Source organism: Reella acinonychis (genome assembly GCF_052828705.1).
Window position 1 is genome coordinate 1848696 of sequence record NZ_CM128256.1, and the last position, 18010, is coordinate 1866705.

An 18010-nucleotide genomic window follows, 5' to 3' on the forward strand; every position below is an offset into this window, starting at 1 on the left:
AAAAATAGCCTAGTTCAACTAGGCTACTGTCTAATTTTATCTGCTCTTTTCGGATCAATTCTAGCAAGTTCCGATAAACTTTGTTGATAAAGGGCTTGGTCTTTTGCCGCTAAAGCACATAATGCCTTATTTTCATAACTATCGGCTTGGCGATAATAATTTGGTGAATTTAATGCCAATTCAAATTGTTGATATGCCTCTTGAAATTCTGCTTGAGAACATAAAAAAGCCCCATAATTATTATGCACATCGCCTTGCTTGTCATCTAAATCAATGGCTTTAATATAAGAAGCTCTCGCTTGCTGAATATTCCCTTGTTGTTGATAAAAATACGCTAATGCGGAATGCACTAAGTAATAATTTGGTGCATAGTTAAGGGCTTTGTCCAAGTTCTGTTTGGCTTGTTCATAATGATGTTGAGCTAAATAACCTAAGGCTAATTCCACTCGAGCTTTTGCCGCTTGTTGCGTATCAAAGTCCACTTGTGGCACCTGTGATACACAGCCAAGCAATAGAAATGAGCATAAAAAGTGCGGTCTAAATTTCATTATTTTCTCTACTTTAAATGGAGTGAATAACTCAATAAACCGCCTTCATTCTGGGTTTATTGAACCTTTATATCAATACTTTCACCAAACTGTTTCTTAGCAGCAGTACGTTTTGTTCTATCAATCACATCGCCCGCTAATTGCCCACAAGCTGCGTCAATATCATCACCACGCGTTTTGCGAACAATCACAGTTAAACCATATTCCATCAATGTTTTTTGGAAGCGATCAATACGAGAGTTAGAACTTTTTGCATAAGGCGCTTCAGGGAACGGATTCCAAGGAATCAAGTTAATTTTACAAGGAGTATTTTTAAGCACTTCTGCTAACTGATGCGCATGTTCCGTTCCATCATTCACATGATCGAGCAAAACATATTCAATGGTTACCTTGCCATGATTCGCATTAGAAACACTTAAATAACGATTTACGCTATCAATTAACATTTTAATGTTGTATTTTTTGTTAATTGGTACTAACACATCACGCAGTTCATCATTTGGTGCATGTAATGAAATCGCTAATGCCACATCAATCATTTCACTTAATTTATCTAGCGCAGGCACAACTCCTGACGTAGATAAAGTGACACGACGTTTTGATAAACCATAAGCAAAATCATCTAACATTAATTCCATTGCAGGCACGACGTTCGCCACATTGAGTAATGGCTCGCCCATTCCCATCATAACAACATTAGTAATCGGTCTTACGCCTGTCACACCAAAATTACCTAGAATCTTAGACGCACGCCATACTTGACCAATAATTTCAGAGACCGTTAAGTTTCGGTTAAATCCTTGTTGTGCCGTTGAACAGAAAGTACAAGCCAATGCACAGCCCACTTGTGAAGAAACACATAAAGTCGCACGATCGCCTTCTGGAATATACACAGTTTCAACCTGTTGGTTACCCACTTGCATTGCCCATTTGATCGTACCATCAGAAGAACGCTGTTCTACCGCAACTTCTGGCGCAACAATTTCCGCCACAGATTTCAATTTTTCGCGTAACTGTTTGTTTAAATTAGTCATATTATCGAAATTATCTTCACCAAAATGATAAATCCATTTGACTAATTGGTCTGCACGAAACGGTTTTTCGCCTAATTCTTTAAAAAACTCGCGCATTTGTTGGCGAGTGAGATTCATTAAGTTAATTTTGTCTGACATTTTTGCCCCGTTATTACACCTTACGGCATTGTTTATACATAATAAAAGGGCGACATTCTACCGATTTCCGCCCTTTTAATCTATCAATTTCACAAAATAATGCAAAAATACACCGCACTTTTTGGAATGTTGATCACAAAACTATTGTGGTGTGATCGTTTTTTTCTTTTCTTCTTGCTGCTCTTCTAAGGCATCACGTGCTGAACGAATAGATTTCTCGATTAATGCACGTCGGCGATCATCTTCTGGCATAAATTTCAACATCATCGCCCAACTAACAATCGCCATTTTGTAATCTTCTTGCTCAAAATAACGAAACGCCAGCAAGCTTAAAGCATCCATATTGGTATGATCCTGACGAATTACTTGTTTGAGCAATTCTTCCCCCTGACTACGTTCACTTTCATCAGTAGAAAACATTAAAATTCGAGCATAAGCCAATTTATATTGGGTATTTTCTTGATCTAAGCGATGTGCCTTTGCGTAGCTGTCCAATGCCAATTGGCCATTATCCATTGCCATGCCAAGTTGTCCCAATAAAAACCAACTTTTCGCATCATTTGGCTCTTTTTGCACTTTCATACGAAGTGCGGTGGAAAATTGCTGCATTTCTTGTTCAGAAAGTGGATTTGTTTCTTCTTCCTTCACTCGCTCATAAAAATAAGGCAATTTTTCGTAGGATTTCGCCAACATATCTTGCGCTTGCCAAGCGCCTAATTTGAAATAGGTCACGCCCGCGATAATGGCTAGGCTAAATAATCCTGTAACAAACCAAAGCTTACTCACTGATTTTGTGGCATTTTTCAGTTCAGATTGAGCAGGAATATCTTGCAATAAGGTTTGCTGCAATTCCGTTTTGATCTGCTCGCTATTTTCAATTAAACCCTGTTGTTGATCTCGTTCAATTTCTTTTAAACGATCTAAATAAAACGCTTTGTTGAGTTGATCACGCTCTGTTTGTTGCTGTGGCTGTGCCTTTCTCAACAAAGGATAGAAACAAATTAAGGCAATTACTAAGGTCAGTAATCCAATACTTAACCATAACATCATAATGATTCCTTATCATTTAAAATGGATTGTAAGCGTTGACTTTCACTCTCGCTTAAGGAAGTATCTGTTTGGATATTAGCATTACGTTTTTTAGGCTGACGGCGCAATACCATAAACAAACCCAATAACACTAAAATAGCAGGCACAATCCATAACAAAATGCTGGCAGCCGTAATCGGTGGATTATAGGTGACAAAATTGCCATAGCGCTCAACCATGTAATCCACAATATCTTGTTTGCTTTTCCCTTCCTGCAATAATTCAAACACCTTGCCACGCATATCAACAGCGATCGTGGCATTACTATCCGCAATATTATTGTTTTGACATTGTGGACAACGTAACTGCTGAGTTAATGAATGATAGTCTTCCTCTTGCTGCGTAGATTGGAAATTTAGCGCATCAATGGCCGAAAAAGCAGAAACACTAATAAACAAAGTAAAAAGTGCGGTCCATTTTTTCATTATTTTTGCTCCGCCAATTTGTCATAAATCGGTTTTAAGACATTGTTCCAGACTTTTTCGTTCACATCACCAGCATGACGATAATGAATAACGCCTTTTCCATCAATAATGAAGGTTTCTGGCGCACCATAGACACCTAAATCCAAACCAAAAGAGCCTTTTTCATCTTTTAGTACGATTTGGTACGGATTTTTTAAGTCTTTCAACCATTTAATCGCTTTTTCATTGTTATCTTTATAATCTAAACCAATAATCACAATGCCTTGTTGTGCAAGTTGATTTAAGTATTGATGTTCCGCATAACAAGTTGGGCACCAAGTCGCCCATACATTTAATAAAATAGGTTGACCTTGTTGAAAAATCTCATTGCCCACCGCTTTATTCTCAAATAAATCGTACAGCGTTTTACTTGGCACCGTTTTACCGATTAACGCACTTTCCAAAGCCTTAGGATCTTCACCTTGTGCATTGCGTTGTAACTGCACAAAGAAAGCAATAATCAATCCAAAGAAAATAATAAGAGGAAGATATAATTTTTTATTCATACTCATTCATATCCAATTATCAATATGTAAGCCAATTGTCAGCCTTACGCTTTAATGAGTTTACTAAAACGATAACGGCGATCGAACATACAGAGCAAGCCACCTAATGCCATAAATAAACCACCAAACCAAATCCAACGAATAAAAGGTTTGTAATATAAGCGTAATGCCCAAGAACCATCACCAAGACTTTCGCCTAAAGCCACATAGAGATCTCGACTAAATCCCCAATCAATTGCAGCTTCAGTCATAGTCATTTTGCTGACAGTATAAAAACGTTTCTCTGCATATAAGGTTGTTTCCAATTTATCATGCAAATAGATATCCACTTGTGCTTTACCGCCCGCATAGTTTGGACCATTGGCATCGCTGATGCCTTGGAATTGGAATCGATAATCTTCAATTTGAACACTATCGCCCACATTCATGCGCACATCACGTTCAATGCTGTAATTTTGGCTGAATGCAATGCCCCAGATTGTCATGGCAACACCTAAATGCGCCAACGTCATGCCCCATTGAGAACGAGATAATTTGCTGATTCCCACAAAGAATGAATGACGTTCCGTTGTGCGTAATTTCAATTCATATAATGCTAAAACGCAGATAATTACTGACATCATGACACCAAGAATTGCACTCACAGTGAGTTTATCTTGCAACAACAGCGGCAATACAAATCCAGCGATTGCCATCAGGATGACACTAATCACTACGGGCATGCGAATAGCTGAAAATTGATCTCTGCGCCATTTAACTAAAGGGCCGATACCCAATAATAAAGCAAATGGCGTACAAATAATCAAAAACATTTGATCAAAAAATGGTGCTCCAATAGAAATTGAGCCCAGACCTAATTGCTTATGCACTAATGGTAATAGCGTGCCTAAAAATACCACCGCAAGTGCGGTCATTAATAAGATATTATTTAGAAGTAACATGGTTTCGCGTGAATAACGTTCAGCATTATCTCGCGAACGAATTTGGCTACCTTTAATCGCATATAACGTTAAAGAGCCACCAATTACGACAATTAAGTACGCTAAAATATATAAACCACGCGTAGGATCAGAAGCAAAAGCATGCACCGATACTAAAATGCCTGAACGCACTAAGAATGTGCCTAATAAACATAAGGAAAAAGCAAGAATGGATAATAAAACCGTCCAAGCTTTGAAAGAACCACGTTTTTCAGTGACCGCTAAGCTATGTAATAATGCGGTACCAGCAAGCCAAGGCATTAATGAAGCATTTTCAACGGGATCCCAGAACCACCAGCCACCCCAGCCGAGTTCGTAATATGCCCACCAAGAGCCTAATACAATACCAAGAGTTAAGAATACCCAAGCAGCCATTGTCCAAGGACGTGACCAACGCGCCCAAGCTGTATCTAATTTTCCTGTCATTAAAGAAGCAATAGAAAAGGCAAAAGACACTGAAAAACCCACATAGCCCATGTACAGTAAAGGCGGATGGAAAATTAAGCCTACATCTTGTAATAAAGGATTAAGTTCACGTCCATCGACGGGGAAATTAGGGAAAGTACGGGTAAATGGATTTGAGGTAAAGAGCACAAAAACAAGAAAGCCGATACTCACAATGCCCATAATACCCAATACACGAGCAACAGCCTCTTGTGGTAATTGTTTACTGAAAGCAGCAACTGCAGCACCCCAAAAAGTTAATAACCAAATCCACAACAAGAGAGAACCTTCATGAGATCCCCAAACCGCAGACAAACGATAACGCAAAGGCAATTGGCTATTAGAGTTATTTACCACATATTGCACTGTAAAATCATTGACAGCAAAAGCATAAAATAAGGCTAAAAATGCCACAGTTAATGCAATAAATAAGGCATACGTCATTGGACGAGCCAAAGACATTAATTGTGTGTGACCTTTTTCTGCGCCCCATAATGGAAAAATCGCAAGTAAGATTGCTACAGCTAAACTTAAGGCTAAAGCATAATTACCTAGTTCAGGAATCATTTGTTACCCTCTTGCATCGCTTTATCATTTCTATCGCGATCGCTTTCACCTTTCAGATCCGCATCTGAAATGCCCATAGGTTGATGTGCTTTTTTCATTTGATCACCTAGTTCAGGCGGCACATAATTTTCATCATGTTTTGCTAACACTTCTGTTGCTTCCAGCAAAGTAGGAGCTTTTAACACGCCTTGCGCCACAATGCCTTGCCCTTCGCGGAATAAATCCGGCAAAATGCCTTCATATTCAACAGTAATGGAAGGACCAACATCATTTAAGTCAAATTTAACTTTCAAACTTTTCGCATCACGTTCAACCGTTCCTTCCACAACCATACCGCCAACACGAATACGTTGTCCCACTTCTGGTTTTTGGCTTGGATCATCATTTTTACCATTTACAATTTCAGAAGGCGTATAGAATAAGTCAATATTTGAACGTAAAGCATAGGTTACTAATCCTGTCGCAATCGCTACGCCAAAAAGCACAAATAAAATAACAGTTAATCTTGATTTACGTCTTGGGTTCATAATCCACTCCCACTTTTATTTGATTGTAAACGCTGTTCACGTGCTTGTTCACGACGAACTTCACGTAAAATTGCATTTTTCCCACGATAACTTTGCACCGCCAAAAATGCGATAGCAACAAAAGAAATGCCATAGGATAACCACACGTAAAAACCGTAGCCCCCCATATCTAAAAAATCTGCCCAAGTTTCAAAAAACATTTTTATCTCCAAAAACGATTCAAATTTTCACCGCACTTTTACCTTTTATTTCGCCAAATCTTTTACCCAAGGGCGTTTCATATCTTCTTGCAATAAGGCATTGCGATAGCGTACTAGAGTCAACCAAATACTCATTGCCATAAAACCAAAAATATTGAAAATCAGCGGAATTAACATAGGTGTCGCAATAGAAGGTTTCTCAAATTTTGTGATGCTTGCGCCTTGGTGCAAGGTATTCCACCATTCCACTGAGAAGTGAATAATTGGAATATTGATCACACCAACAATGCTTAAAATCGCTGCAGCTTTCATACCTGTGCTACGATCTTGGAAAGCGGAATAAAGTGCCATAACACCTAAATAAAGGAAGAATAAAATTAACGACGAGGTTAAGCGAGCATCCCAAACCCACCAAGTTCCCCACATTGGTTTACCCCAAATGGCACCTGTTGCTAAGGCTAAAAAGTTAAATACTGCTCCAATCGGCGCCATGGCGATGATTGACAAATGCGCTTGTTTAATTTGCCATACCAAACCGATAACCCCAGCAATCGCCATGGATACATATAAACTCATGGACCAAATCGCTGCTGGCACATGGATATACATAATGCGGAAACTATTACCTTGCTGGTAATCTGCTGGCGCATAAGCCAATCCCCAAACCGTACCAACACCTAATAACACAAGGGTTAAGAACGCAAAAAAGGGAACAAATTTGCCACATAAATGATATTGTGTTTCAGGTTTAGCGTAAGGGTGTAACCACTTCCACATACTCAAGTTCCTTTTATTATTGATCTAAACTAATACGTAACGCCGCAGCAATGGCAAAAGGTGATAATGTTACTGCTACCGCTAAAATTGCCCCTAAAATAGCCAATTGACCATCATAGGGTAAATTCAAGGTTGCCGCATCTAATACTGCGGCAGAAAAAATTAATACTGGGATAAATAAAGGTAATACGATAAGGCTCAGTAACACACCGCCTTTACGCAACCCAACGGTTAAGGCAACACCAATCGCCCCTAAACAGCTCAACACTGGCGTACCAATCAATAAGGTTAGTACCAATGCCCACCAAATATGCTGCTCCAAAGATAATAATAAGGCAGCAATAGGTGATAATAAAATCAAAGGCAGCCCCGTTAATAACCAATGAGCAATCACTTTCGCTAAAGCCGTTAAAGGCAACGGCTGCGCTAATAACAATAGTTGCTCTAAGGAACCATCTACAAAATCATCACGAAACAAACGTTCAAATGACAACAATGCAGAAAGCAACGCAGCCACCCAAGCCACTCCTGGTGCAATTTTCGCTAATAATTTCGGATCTGGGCCAATCACTAACGGAAAAAGCGTAATAACAATTAAAAAAAACCAAAGCGGATTTAAAATCTCTGCCTGTTTTCTCATTGCGATACGCAATTCGCGTTGGATTATTTCAATAAATATCATTGTTCTAAAAACTTATATAAATCTAACCGCACTTTTTGTAATTTATCGCTCGGCACTTCTTGATGGCTGGTTAAAATCACCATTCCACCCTGTTCGCAGTGTTGTTCAAAATATTCTGTTAATGTCTTAACACCATTTTTATCAATAGCATTAAAAGGTTCGTCCAAAATCCATAGTGGCGCTTTAGAAAGCCATAATCTTGCTAAGGCAATGCGTTTTTGTTGCCCTGCGGAAAGCTGACTTGCCACAATATCATCTCGTCCTAGTAATCCTACTTTTTCTAAGACTTGCCATACAATCTCATCACCTTGATGACAATGACTAACCCCTTGATAAAATTTCAAATTTTCCCAAGCGGTTAATTCAGGTTTCACCCCAGCGGAATGGCCCAAATACAATAATTGATGATAATATTCTTCTCGACAATGGGAAATCTGTTCAGAATTCCACCGCACTTTTCCGGCCAAAGGCTGAGCCAATCCCGTTAAAATACGCAGTAAACTGGTTTTACCAATACCATTATGCCCTTCTATTTGCACAAAATCGCCTGATTGAAAGCGCAATGTCAAATCGGTAAAAAGAATTTGACTACCACGTTGGCAAGCAAGTTGTTCAATTTCTAGGCTATTCACCATTTTACTGTCCCTAACATTAATTAAGCGTCGCAATTCTATCATAAGCCTTGCGTAACGTATAATTCTATCGCCTCGCAAAGCATACCTCTTTAGAGGTGGATTATAGTGTTTATTGATTTAGCACAAGTTTTTAACATTAACGTGAAAAAAAAATCAGATACTTGAATTTGATAAAATCATAAAACATAAAAATTAAACAACAACAAATCACAAAATAAAATACCAAAATAAACAAACAAAATAGATTTATGTATAATTTAAGGCAAACTCAAGCAACAAAAACCAAGATATTTATCTAAAAAAACATTTGACAGCAATATTTTTACCAGTAATATAAAAACCACTTCATTTATTTTATTAGCTGATTTTTATGTTTAACTTTATTTCTCTTCTCCTCAACTTACGATTATCACATTCCTTGTGCGGTTAAGTTGTGGATGAAAGAAAAAGCATAAAATTCATAAACCCGCACTTTATAACAAAGTTCGGGTTTTTTTATACCTAATGAACCTTAATATTAACGTCTAACTGCTTTTGAAAGGACAATCATATGGCAAACAACATTATTATCTTCGATACCACATTGCGCGACGGCGAACAGGCTTTAAAAGCGAGCTTAACTGTAAAAGAAAAATTACAAATTGCTTTTGCTTTAGAGCGATTAGGCGTAGATGTTATGGAAGTCGGTTTTCCTATTTCCTCAGAGGGCGACTTTTTATCTGTTCGTACCATTGCTGAAAATATAAAAAATAGTCGTGTTTGCGCCCTGTCTCGTGCTGTTGACAAAGATATTGATGCTGCTTATGAAGCGCTCAAAGTGGCTGAAGCTTTCCGCATCCACACCTTTATTGCTAGTTCTGCATTACATGTTGAAGCCAAATTAAAACGTAGTTTTGATGATGTGGTTGAAATGGCTGTTGCTGCAGTAAAACGCGCCAGAGGCTATACAGATGATGTAGAATTTTCTTGTGAAGATGCAGGCCGCACAGGGATTGACAATATTTGCCGAATTGTAGAAGCCGCTATCAATGCAGGAGCGACAACAGTAAATATCCCTGACACCGTAGGTTACTGCTTGCCAACTCAATATGGCAGCATTATTGCAGACGTCGTCAACCGCGTACCAAATATTGATAAAGCCATTATATCTGTGCATTGCCACAATGATTTGGGCATGGCAACAGCAAATTCTTTAACCGCGGTTTTAAATGGTGCAAGACAAATTGAATGTACCATTAATGGTATTGGCGAACGAGCTGGTAACACTGCATTGGAAGAAGTCGTAATGGCAATTAAAACGCGCCAAGATATGTTTAATGGTTTGGATACGCGTATTAATACACAAGAAATTCATCGTGTTAGCCAAATGGTCAGCCAACTTTGTAATATGCCAATTCAACCAAACAAAGCTATTGTGGGATCAAATGCCTTTGCTCATTCTTCTGGTATTCACCAAGACGGCGTGTTAAAAAATAAAAATACCTATGAAATCATGTCACCAGAAAGTATTGGCTTGAAAAAAGAAAAATTGAATTTAACCGCACGTTCTGGACGCGCAGCAGTGAAAGGGCATATGAACGATATGGGTTATACCGAAGCAGATTATGATTTGGATAAACTTTATACCGCCTTCTTGAAACTTGCCGATAAAAAAGGACAAGTTTTCGATTATGATTTAGAAGCCCTTGCCTTTATTGATATGCAGCAAGGCGATGAAGATCGCTTAGCCTTAGATGTGATTACGTCTCAATGTATCAGCCATTTACCCGCCTCCGCTTTCGTGCAAGTGGAATTGGACAACAAAAAAATCAGCCAAGTGGCAAGTAGTGGTAATGGCCCGGTAGATGCTGTTTATAGTGCGATTTTATCTATTACAGGCATGCAAGTTCAAATGTTAAACTACAACTTAACCGCTAAAGGCGAAGGTGCGGAAGCATTAGGACAGGTGGATATTGTAGTCGAGCACGAAGGCAGACGTTTCCATGGTGTTGGTTTAGCAACAGATATTGTGGAATCTTCGGCAAGAGCCTTGATCCATGCGATAAACGCCATTTATCGTTCACAAAAAGTGGCCGATTTAAAATTACATAAAATTACTGGCGTATAAAACTTGCAAAAAACGCACCGCACTTTTATGTGGTAAGCAAGTAACAAAATAGAATTTAATAAATATTTAAAAGGAAAAACAATGCAAACATATAATATCGCAGTTCTCAGTGGTGACGGCATCGGTCCTGAAATTATGGCGGAAGCCATCAAAGTTTTAGATGTTGTACAACAAAAATATCAATTCAAATTAAACTATCGCACTTTTGATGTAGGTGGCATTGCAATTGACAACCATGGAACACCATTACCAGAAAGCACCTTAAAAGGCTGTGAAGAAAGTGATGCGATCCTATTTGGCTCAGTGGGAGGACCAAAATGGGAAAATTTACCTCCAGCTCAACAACCTGAACGAGGTGCATTGCTTCCTTTACGCAAACATTTCGCTTTGTTTTGTAACTTACGCCCTGCAACCCTTTATAAAGGCCTAGAAAAATTCTGTCCATTGCGTTCAGACATTTCCGCCAAAGGCTTTGATATGGTAACCGTACGAGAACTCACTGGTGGTATTTATTTTGGTCAGCCGAAAGGTCGTGAAGGCGAAGGTGCCAATGAAAAAGCATTCGATACCGAAGTCTATCATCGCTACGAAATTGAACGTATTGCTAAAGTTGCTTTTGAAACCGCAATGAAACGTAATAAGCACGTTACCTCTGTGGACAAAGCCAACGTATTAATCAGTTCTGTTTTATGGCGTGAAGTAGTATGCGAAGTGGCAAAAGATTATCCAGAAGTGAAATTAGATCACATTTACATTGACAATGCTACCATGCAGCTTATTAAACAACCTGAATTCTTTGACGTGTTGCTTTGTTCTAATATTTTTGGTGACATCATTTCCGACGAATGTGCAATGATCACTGGTTCAATGGGCATGCTACCTTCTGCGAGCTTAAACGAAAAAGGCTTTGGTCTATACGAACCTGCTGGCGGATCAGCACCTGATATTGCAGGCAAAGGCATCGCCAACCCAATTGCCCAAATTTTATCAGCTGCAATGATGCTACGTCACAGTTTCAACTTAAACGACGCTGCTAATGCTATCGAAAATGCAGTAAGAAAAGTGCTAGCCGAAGGACACCGCACCGCCGACTTAGCAGATGAAGGAAAACCAATTTCAACCGCAGAAATGGGCAACCTAATCGCTCAAGCAATCGAATAAAAATATGAATGTAGAGGCGCCACGCTGGCGCCTACTTTGAAACCAAAGCTATTCTTATAACAAACATATAAAACGATTATTTTAACACTGATACGGACGCGAACATCGCGTCCCTACTTAATTACTCAGGTAACTACCATGAAACGAACCCTCTACGAAAAACTCTTCGACTCCCACATCGTCCACGAAGCAGACGGTGAAACCCCAATTTTATACATCAACCGTCACCTTATTCATGAAGTGACTTCACCACAAGCCTTTGATGGTTTGCGAGTTGCAGGTCGCCAAGTACGCCAAGTGGGTAAAACATTCGGTACAATGGACCATAGTATTTCTACTCAAGTGCGTGATGTAGAACAATTACAAGGACGAGCAAAAATCCAAGTACTTGAGTTGGATAAAAACTGTAAAGCAACGGGGATTTCCTTGTTTGATATGAACAGTAAAGAACAAGGTATTGTTCATGTTATGGGACCCGAACAAGGCTTGACACTCCCTGGCATGACCATTGTTTGTGGTGACTCACACACTGCTACCCATGGGGCATTTGGCGCGTTAGCATTCGGGATCGGTACCTCCGAAGTAGAACACGTTCTTGCCACGCAAACATTAAAACAAGCTCGTGCAAAAAATATGAAAATTGAAGTGCGTGGCAAAGTCAACCCAGGTATTACTGCTAAAGATATTGTGTTAGCCATTATCGGCAAAACCACCATGGCAGGCGGAACAGGACATGTTGTGGAATTCTGTGGTGAAGCTATTCGCGATCTTTCAATGGAAGGACGCATGACAGTATGTAATATGGCAATTGAACTTGGCGCTAAAGCCGGTTTAATCGCGCCAGATGAAACCACTTTTGCTTATTTAAAAGACAAACCTCATGCACCAAAAGGTAAGGATTGGGAAAGTGCGGTGGAATATTGGAAAACTTTACAAACTGACGAAGGCGCGCATTTCGATACCGTCGTTGTATTAGAAGCTAAAGATATTGCGCCACAAGTCACTTGGGGAACCAATCCAGGTCAAGTGATCGGCATTGACCAACTTGTACCAAATCCAGCAGAAATGGTCGATCCTGTTGTGCGCGCCTCAGCAGAAAAAGCCCTTGCCTATATCGGTTTAGAAGCGAATACAGATCTGAAAGAAATCCCTGTTGATCAAGTCTTTATTGGATCTTGCACCAACTCTCGCATTGAAGATTTACGTGCTGCCGCTGCGGTGATGAAAGGCCGTAAAAAAGCCGCTAATGTAAAACGCATTTTAGTGGTGCCCGGCTCTGGATTAGTAAAAGAACAAGCCGAAAAAGAAGGCTTGGATAAAATTTTCATCGAAGCTGGCGCAGAATGGCGTAACCCAGGTTGCTCAATGTGCTTAGGTATGAACGATGACCAATTAGGCGAATGGGAACGCTGCGCCTCTACATCTAACCGTAATTTTGAAGGTCGCCAAGGTCGAAATGGACGTACCCATCTTGTCAGCCCAGCGATGGCAGCCGCTGCTGCGATGTTTGGTAAATTTGTTGATATTCGCCAAGTAGAATTAAATTAGGAGGAACACATGGCAGGTTTTAAACAACATTCAGGCTTAGTGGTGCCTCTTGATGTGGCAAATGTGGACACAGATGCCATCATTCCAAAACAATTTTTGCAAGCTATCACGCGCGTAGGGTTTGGTAAGCATTTATTCCACGAATGGCGATATTCCGACGCAGAAGGCACACAGGAAAATCCTAATTTTGTGTTGAATTATCCTCAATACCAAGGCGCAACTATTTTGTTAGCACGTAAAAATTTAGGTTGTGGTTCTTCTCGTGAACACGCGCCTTGGGCGTTAGCTGATTATGGTTTCAAAGTCATGATCGCCCCAAGTTTTGCAGATATTTTCTACAACAACAGCCTCAACAACCATATGTTGCCTATTCGTTTAAGCGAAGAAGAAGTGGAAGAAATCTTCCAATGGGTTTGGGCAAATGAAGGAAAACAAATTCATGTGGATTTAGAAAAAATGACCGTCACCACAGGCGACAAAGTCTATCATTTTGAACTCGATGAATTCCGTCGCCACTGCCTATTAAACGGCTTGGATAACATCGGCTTAACCTTACAACATGAAGATAAAATCGCGGAATACGAAAAAAATATTCCTGCGTTTTTGAGGTAAACACAAAAAGTGCGGTGTATTTTCACCGCACTTTTTCTATTGATAGACTAGTCTTTTCAAACTGAAAGTTTTATACTATGCCTCTAGTATCAACTCGGACTAGACAGCAATGTTATTAATGAAAAATCAGCGAATTTTTTATAACATGTCAACTCAATCAATCAATGCTTTCTCATTGATTCCATTCGTATTTTCTATTAATACCACGTCCCTATTAGGCATGTATTCAAACTTGCTCATTCTATCCGCACCTATTCAATCATTATGGAGCACTTATGAAAAACCACGTTCGTAGTTTTAAAACCTTTATTCGAGATGAAATTATTAAGAAAGGGGGCTGGGTAAATGCGCATGCTCATGCTGACCGCGCTTTCACAATGACACCAGAGAAAATCAGTATTTATCAAAACTGTAACCTACAACAAAAATGGGATTTAGTGGATGAAGTAAAACGTACATCTACTGTGGAAGACTATTATGCGCGTTTTTGCCAAGCTATTGAGTTAATGATTTCTCAAGGGGTTACGGCATTTGGTACATTTGTGGATATTGACCCTGTTTGTGAAGACCGCGCTATCATTGCTGCACATAAAGCGCGTGAAATTTATAAAAGTGATATTGTACTGAAATTTGCTAACCAAACATTAAAAGGCGTTATCGAGCCAACCGCCAAAAAATGGTTTGATATTGGTTCTGAAATGGTGGATATGATTGGTGGCTTGCCTTATCGTGATGAGTTGGATTTTGGACGTGGTCTTGAAGCAATGGATATTTTATTAGATAAAGCCAAGTCCCTAGGCATTATGTGTCATGTGCATGTTGACCAATTTAACACGCCAAAAGAAAAAGAAACCGAGCAATTATGCGACAAAATTATTGAGCATGGCATGCAAGGACGCGTTGTGGCGATCCATGGTATTTCTATCGGTGCACATTCTAAAGAATATCGTTACAATTTGTATAAAAAAATGCGTGAAGCGCAATTAATGATGATCGCCTGCCCTATGGCATGGATTGATAGTAACCGTAAAGAAGAGCTTATGCCATTCCACAATGCCTTAACACCAGCGGATGAAATGATTCCTGAAGGCATTACGGTGGCAATTGGAACAGATAACATCTGTGACTATATGGTGCCATTATGTGAAGGCGATATGTGGCAAGAGTTGAGTTTATTAGCAGCGGGCTGCCGTTTCCCTAATTTAGAAGAAATGGTGAACATTGCAAGTATTAACGGGCGTAAAGTGTTAGGCTTAGATCCATTAAAATAAAGCAAAAATACACCGCACTTTATAAAAAAACGCAGCTCAAGGCTGCGTTTTTCACTTTTACAAATAATTAAGGTGTATTATCAAAAATGTTACGATCAAGTTCTCCCTCTGTATGAGCAACAACTGTCGCCACTAATGCATCATCAACAACATTTAATACAGTTCTGAACATACCAGAGAACCAGTCAATCCCTGCCAGTAACGCAACACCTTCAATTGGTAAACCTACTGTTGGTAGGACAATGGCTAATGCCACTAAACCGCCACCTGGTACAGTTACTGTCCCTAATGTGGCTAGGGTTGACATAATAACAACAATAAATTGTTGTTTAATGGACATATCAACCCCAAAGAATTGCGCAACAGTAATGCAAGCTAAGGCTAAATAAATAGCTAAACCATCACTATTTAATGACATACCTAACGGGTTGATTAAGCGAGAAACTCGTTTACTTACCCCAATACGCTTTTCTGCATCTTCCATTTTCACTGGTAAAGTTACTGCGGATGAGGTCGTTGTAAATGCCATGATCCCCATGCGTAACAATTTACGGATTAATTTAGCAGGGCTGACTTTTACAATCGCACAAGTTAGTGAAATAAAAATCGTTAGAATAATGATGGTAGATACCGCAAATGCTGCTAAAAATTTCACTAGTGGGATAATAATTTCCACCCCATAGTTACCAATTACCCAGCCAAGTAAACAGAAGATACCTAATGGGGCAATTTTCATGATCAATTTGATCACACCTAATAGCACTTCATTAAAGCTTTTTATGGAAAGCAAAAAGTTATTATCTGTCTTACTTTCCGAAATAATACTTGCCGCCACACCAGCTAAGATCGCAAATACAATAACTTGAATTGTATTACCTGAAGAAATAGAAGCGATTAAATTTGTTGGGAAAAAGTCAACGATGATTTGTGTAATTGTTTTATCCGTTCCCTTGATACTAGAAACCAATTCTCTTGACATATCAATGCCAACACCCGGTTGAATTAAATTGCCAATCACAATGCCAACAACAGCTGCAACAGTTGTCGTAATAGCAAAGCCAATGACCGCTTTCAAGCCAAGAGAGCCTATTTCTTGACGTTTTAATGAACCAACAGCTTCAATTACTGAGCCCATGACAAGCAAGATAATCCCCATTTGGATTAATCGTAAGAAAATATCACCAATAAATTTAAATTCCACCAGTAATTTAGGGAATATAAATCCAGCAATAATCCCTAAAACCATCGCAAGAAAAATTTGTAATGTGGTATTACCTTTTATCTTCATAAAACGCTCCTATGTAACATGAGTGATAAAAAAAGTGCGGTGCAAAACTTATTGTTTTTACACCGCACTTTTTGTTAATTATTCAAAGGTCGTTCCTTTACGGAAGTTTGCCGAGCTTGGCAGGGCTTTCATTAAAATGAAGTAAGTTAAACCAGATGGAATTAAACTCACATACCAAGATAAATCAACAACGATTAATGAGCAAAGTGAACCAACACCAATGGCAATGATACCTGCCCAGTTAACGCCTTTGAAGATACCTTGTTTGTCATAGATATCATTCACGTTAATGGTTTGTTTTCTTAAAATATAGTAATCAACTACCATTACAGCGAAGATAGGACCTAAGAATGCAGAGTAGATTTTAATGAATAATGATAAACCTTCTGCTGATTCTGCGGTAACCAGTTTCCAAGGCATTACACACATTGAAAGTAAACCCACCAAAATTGTTGCGTGTGACCATTTCATTTTGAATGAGTCCATTAAAATGTAAGATGGTGGAACAATGTTGTTTAATACGTTAGTAGTTACTTGAGCGAAAGCAATAAATAATAATGTGATGATAGTTAATGCTTTGTTATCCATTGCAGTAGCAAATACTTCGATTGGATCACTATTACCTGTTGCTGCAGTCACTAATAAACCGATTAATCCCATAAATAAGGTAACAGGTAAAATTGAAAGCACATAGATCACACCTGTTGTCACGCCACTTGTTTTTTCTTTCACATGACGAGAATAGTCAGAGGCGTTTAAGATCATTGTTGAGTAAATACCAAGGAATGCTGTGGTTGCAGCCCAGAATGGCATCCCCCAAGAACCTTCAATGCTTGAGAAACGGTTACCAATTTCTGTAGAGAATTGTGTGTTTACCACATAAAGCATATAAGCCAAGATACCAATCAAGAATACGCAAGAAACGTTTTCTAACCATTTAATACCTTTAAAGCCACCGATTGATAAACCAACTTGTAATAAAGTGAATAGCACATAAACAATTGGTAAATTATCAAAACCAAACAAAAGTTTTAAACACATATTGATCGCGCCAGCGCCCACCCAGCTTTGGAAGCCGAACCATACGATTGCAGGCACACCACGTAAAATCCCCGGGATCTTAACGCCAGTCGTACCAAAGCTACTTCTCAATTGAACGGTGAATGGCACACCATATTTGTGCCCCATATTACCAATTAACACTAAGCCAATAGCAATAACAACACAACCAATTGACATAGCCAAAATGGCTTGCGTCACAGTTAAAGCACCAATTAAGCTTGCGCCCATTGAGAATGTACCAATAGACACACAGCCACCTAAGAAACTTGCCCAATAAGAGAAGTTATCCATAATACGTGTTTTGGTTGGCTGCAGATCTTCATTGATCCCTTTCGCCAACTCTGGGCTAAGTACTTTGTTATCAATCATT

General features: G+C 39.2%; 18 protein-coding genes. 5 read left to right on the top strand and 13 right to left on the bottom strand.

The window, feature by feature from the left end:
* Positions 1-23: 23 nt before the first annotated feature.
* From pilW to ccmA, 11 genes are all read right to left on the bottom strand, one after another.
* Entirely contained in the window at positions 24-551 is a 528-nt protein-coding gene (pilW, locus tag ACUXZ4_RS09040; protein ID WP_464974026.1) for a type IV pilus biogenesis/stability protein PilW, read from the bottom strand.
* A gap of 53 nt (positions 552-604) precedes the next feature.
* Positions 605-1720, bottom strand: a complete 1116-nt coding sequence (gene rlmN, locus ACUXZ4_RS09045) for a dual-specificity RNA methyltransferase RlmN (protein ID WP_464972875.1) — start codon at positions 1718-1720, stop codon at positions 605-607.
* 141 nt (positions 1721-1861) lie between these two features.
* Entirely contained in the window at positions 1862-2770 is a 909-nt protein-coding gene (ccmI, locus tag ACUXZ4_RS09050; protein WP_464972876.1) for a c-type cytochrome biogenesis protein CcmI, read from the bottom strand.
* A complete protein-coding gene (locus ACUXZ4_RS09055) occupies positions 2767-3234 on the bottom strand; it encodes a cytochrome c-type biogenesis protein (protein WP_464972877.1) in 468 nt (155 codons plus the stop codon). The genes ccmI and ACUXZ4_RS09055 overlap by 4 nt, the downstream gene beginning before the upstream one ends.
* The gene (locus ACUXZ4_RS09060; protein ID WP_464972878.1) at positions 3234-3779 is read right to left on the bottom strand and encodes a DsbE family thiol:disulfide interchange protein; all 546 of its coding nucleotides are present in this window, start codon (positions 3777-3779) and stop codon (positions 3234-3236) included. The genes ACUXZ4_RS09055 and ACUXZ4_RS09060 overlap by 1 nt, the downstream gene beginning before the upstream one ends.
* A 44-nt stretch (positions 3780-3823) precedes the next feature.
* Positions 3824-5770, bottom strand: a complete 1947-nt coding sequence (locus tag ACUXZ4_RS09065) for a heme lyase CcmF/NrfE family subunit (RefSeq protein ID WP_464972879.1) — start codon at positions 5768-5770, stop codon at positions 3824-3826.
* Positions 5767-6297 (bottom strand): cytochrome c maturation protein CcmE, encoded by a 531-nt coding sequence (ccmE, locus tag ACUXZ4_RS09070; protein ID WP_464972880.1) that lies wholly within the window; start codon positions 6295-6297, stop codon positions 5767-5769. The genes ACUXZ4_RS09065 and ccmE overlap by 4 nt, the downstream gene beginning before the upstream one ends.
* Positions 6294-6497 carry a heme exporter protein CcmD gene (gene ccmD, locus ACUXZ4_RS09075; protein WP_464972881.1) on the bottom strand — a complete coding sequence of 68 codons (204 nt, stop codon included), beginning with the start codon at positions 6495-6497 and terminating at the stop codon, positions 6294-6296. The genes ccmE and ccmD overlap by 4 nt, the downstream gene beginning before the upstream one ends.
* Before the next feature lie 45 nt (positions 6498-6542).
* Positions 6543-7274 (bottom strand): heme ABC transporter permease, encoded by a 732-nt coding sequence (locus ACUXZ4_RS09080; protein ID WP_464972882.1) that lies wholly within the window; start codon positions 7272-7274, stop codon positions 6543-6545.
* A 16-nt stretch (positions 7275-7290) separates the two neighbouring features.
* Positions 7291-7956 carry a heme exporter protein CcmB gene (gene ccmB, locus ACUXZ4_RS09085; protein ID WP_464972883.1) on the bottom strand — a complete coding sequence of 222 codons (666 nt, stop codon included), beginning with the start codon at positions 7954-7956 and terminating at the stop codon, positions 7291-7293.
* Complete coding sequence (gene ccmA, locus ACUXZ4_RS09090; protein ID WP_464974027.1) at positions 7953-8591, bottom strand: cytochrome c biogenesis heme-transporting ATPase CcmA; 639 nt, start codon at positions 8589-8591, stop codon at positions 7953-7955. Before ccmA ends, ccmB begins: the two co-directional genes overlap by 4 nt.
* Before the next feature lie 550 nt (positions 8592-9141).
* Here ccmA and leuA point away from each other — a divergent pair.
* The 5 genes from leuA (at position 9142) to ACUXZ4_RS09115 (ending at position 15290) form a co-directional block, all read left to right on the top strand.
* Positions 9142-10698 (top strand): 2-isopropylmalate synthase, encoded by a 1557-nt coding sequence (leuA, locus tag ACUXZ4_RS09095; protein ID WP_464972884.1) that lies wholly within the window; start codon positions 9142-9144, stop codon positions 10696-10698.
* 81 nt (positions 10699-10779) lie between these two features.
* Positions 10780-11859, top strand: coding sequence for a 3-isopropylmalate dehydrogenase (gene leuB, locus ACUXZ4_RS09100; protein WP_464972885.1), 1080 nt, complete (start codon positions 10780-10782; stop codon positions 11857-11859).
* A gap of 138 nt (positions 11860-11997) precedes the next feature.
* Positions 11998-13407, top strand: a complete 1410-nt coding sequence (gene leuC, locus ACUXZ4_RS09105; RefSeq protein ID WP_464972886.1) for a 3-isopropylmalate dehydratase large subunit — start codon at positions 11998-12000, stop codon at positions 13405-13407.
* 9 nt (positions 13408-13416) lie between these two features.
* Positions 13417-14019 carry a 3-isopropylmalate dehydratase small subunit gene (gene leuD / locus ACUXZ4_RS09110; RefSeq protein ID WP_464972887.1) on the top strand — a complete coding sequence of 201 codons (603 nt, stop codon included), beginning with the start codon at positions 13417-13419 and terminating at the stop codon, positions 14017-14019.
* 275 nt (positions 14020-14294) lie between these two features.
* Positions 14295-15290, top strand: coding sequence for an amidohydrolase family protein (locus ACUXZ4_RS09115; RefSeq protein ID WP_464972888.1), 996 nt, complete (start codon positions 14295-14297; stop codon positions 15288-15290).
* A 67-nt stretch (positions 15291-15357) separates the two neighbouring features.
* Here ACUXZ4_RS09115 and ACUXZ4_RS09120 read toward each other — a convergent pair whose 3' ends face one another.
* Together ACUXZ4_RS09120 and ACUXZ4_RS09125 are read right to left on the bottom strand one after the other, a co-directional pair.
* On the bottom strand, positions 15358-16578 hold the full coding sequence (locus tag ACUXZ4_RS09120; protein WP_464972889.1) for a dicarboxylate/amino acid:cation symporter: 1221 nt from the start codon (positions 16576-16578) through the stop codon (positions 15358-15360).
* Between the two features lie 78 nt (positions 16579-16656).
* Positions 16657-18009: an NCS1 family transporter gene (locus tag ACUXZ4_RS09125; RefSeq protein ID WP_464972890.1), complete on the bottom strand. Its 1353-nt coding sequence runs from the start codon at positions 18007-18009 to the stop codon at positions 16657-16659.
* Between the last annotated feature and the right edge of the window lies 1 nt (position 18010).

Bases quoted from the DNA above. Each gene is read 5' to 3' on its own strand.
- ACUXZ4_RS09060 (WP_464972878.1), bottom strand. From the start codon at position 3,779: ATGAATAAAAAATTATATCTTCCTCTTATTATTTTCTTTGGATTGATT.
- ACUXZ4_RS09065 (WP_464972879.1), bottom strand. From the start codon at position 5,770: ATGATTCCTGAACTAGGTAATTATGCTTTAGCCTTAAGTTTAGCTGTA.
- ccmA (WP_464974027.1), bottom strand. From the start codon at position 8,591: ATGGTGAATAGCCTAGAAATTGAACAACTTGCTTGCCAACGTGGTAGT.
- ccmB (WP_464972883.1), bottom strand. From the start codon at position 7,956: ATGATATTTATTGAAATAATCCAACGCGAATTGCGTATCGCAATGAGA.
- leuC (WP_464972886.1), top strand. From the start codon at position 11,998: ATGAAACGAACCCTCTACGAAAAACTCTTCGACTCCCACATCGTCCAC.
- leuA (WP_464972884.1), top strand. From the start codon at position 9,142: ATGGCAAACAACATTATTATCTTCGATACCACATTGCGCGACGGCGAA.
- leuD (WP_464972887.1), top strand. From the start codon at position 13,417: ATGGCAGGTTTTAAACAACATTCAGGCTTAGTGGTGCCTCTTGATGTG.
- ACUXZ4_RS09120 (WP_464972889.1), bottom strand. From the start codon at position 16,578: ATGAAGATAAAAGGTAATACCACATTACAAATTTTTCTTGCGATGGTT.
- rlmN (WP_464972875.1), bottom strand. From the start codon at position 1,720: ATGTCAGACAAAATTAACTTAATGAATCTCACTCGCCAACAAATGCGC.
- ACUXZ4_RS09125 (WP_464972890.1), bottom strand. From the start codon at position 18,009: ATGATTGATAACAAAGTACTTAGCCCAGAGTTGGCGAAAGGGATCAAT.
- leuB (WP_464972885.1), top strand. From the start codon at position 10,780: ATGCAAACATATAATATCGCAGTTCTCAGTGGTGACGGCATCGGTCCT.
- ccmI (WP_464972876.1), bottom strand. From the start codon at position 2,770: ATGATGTTATGGTTAAGTATTGGATTACTGACCTTAGTAATTGCCTTA.
- ACUXZ4_RS09115 (WP_464972888.1), top strand. From the start codon at position 14,295: ATGAAAAACCACGTTCGTAGTTTTAAAACCTTTATTCGAGATGAAATT.
- ccmD (WP_464972881.1), bottom strand. From the start codon at position 6,497: ATGTTTTTTGAAACTTGGGCAGATTTTTTAGATATGGGGGGCTACGGT.
- ACUXZ4_RS09080 (WP_464972882.1), bottom strand. From the start codon at position 7,274: ATGTGGAAGTGGTTACACCCTTACGCTAAACCTGAAACACAATATCAT.
- ccmE (WP_464972880.1), bottom strand. From the start codon at position 6,297: ATGAACCCAAGACGTAAATCAAGATTAACTGTTATTTTATTTGTGCTT.
- ACUXZ4_RS09055 (WP_464972877.1), bottom strand. From the start codon at position 3,234: ATGAAAAAATGGACCGCACTTTTTACTTTGTTTATTAGTGTTTCTGCT.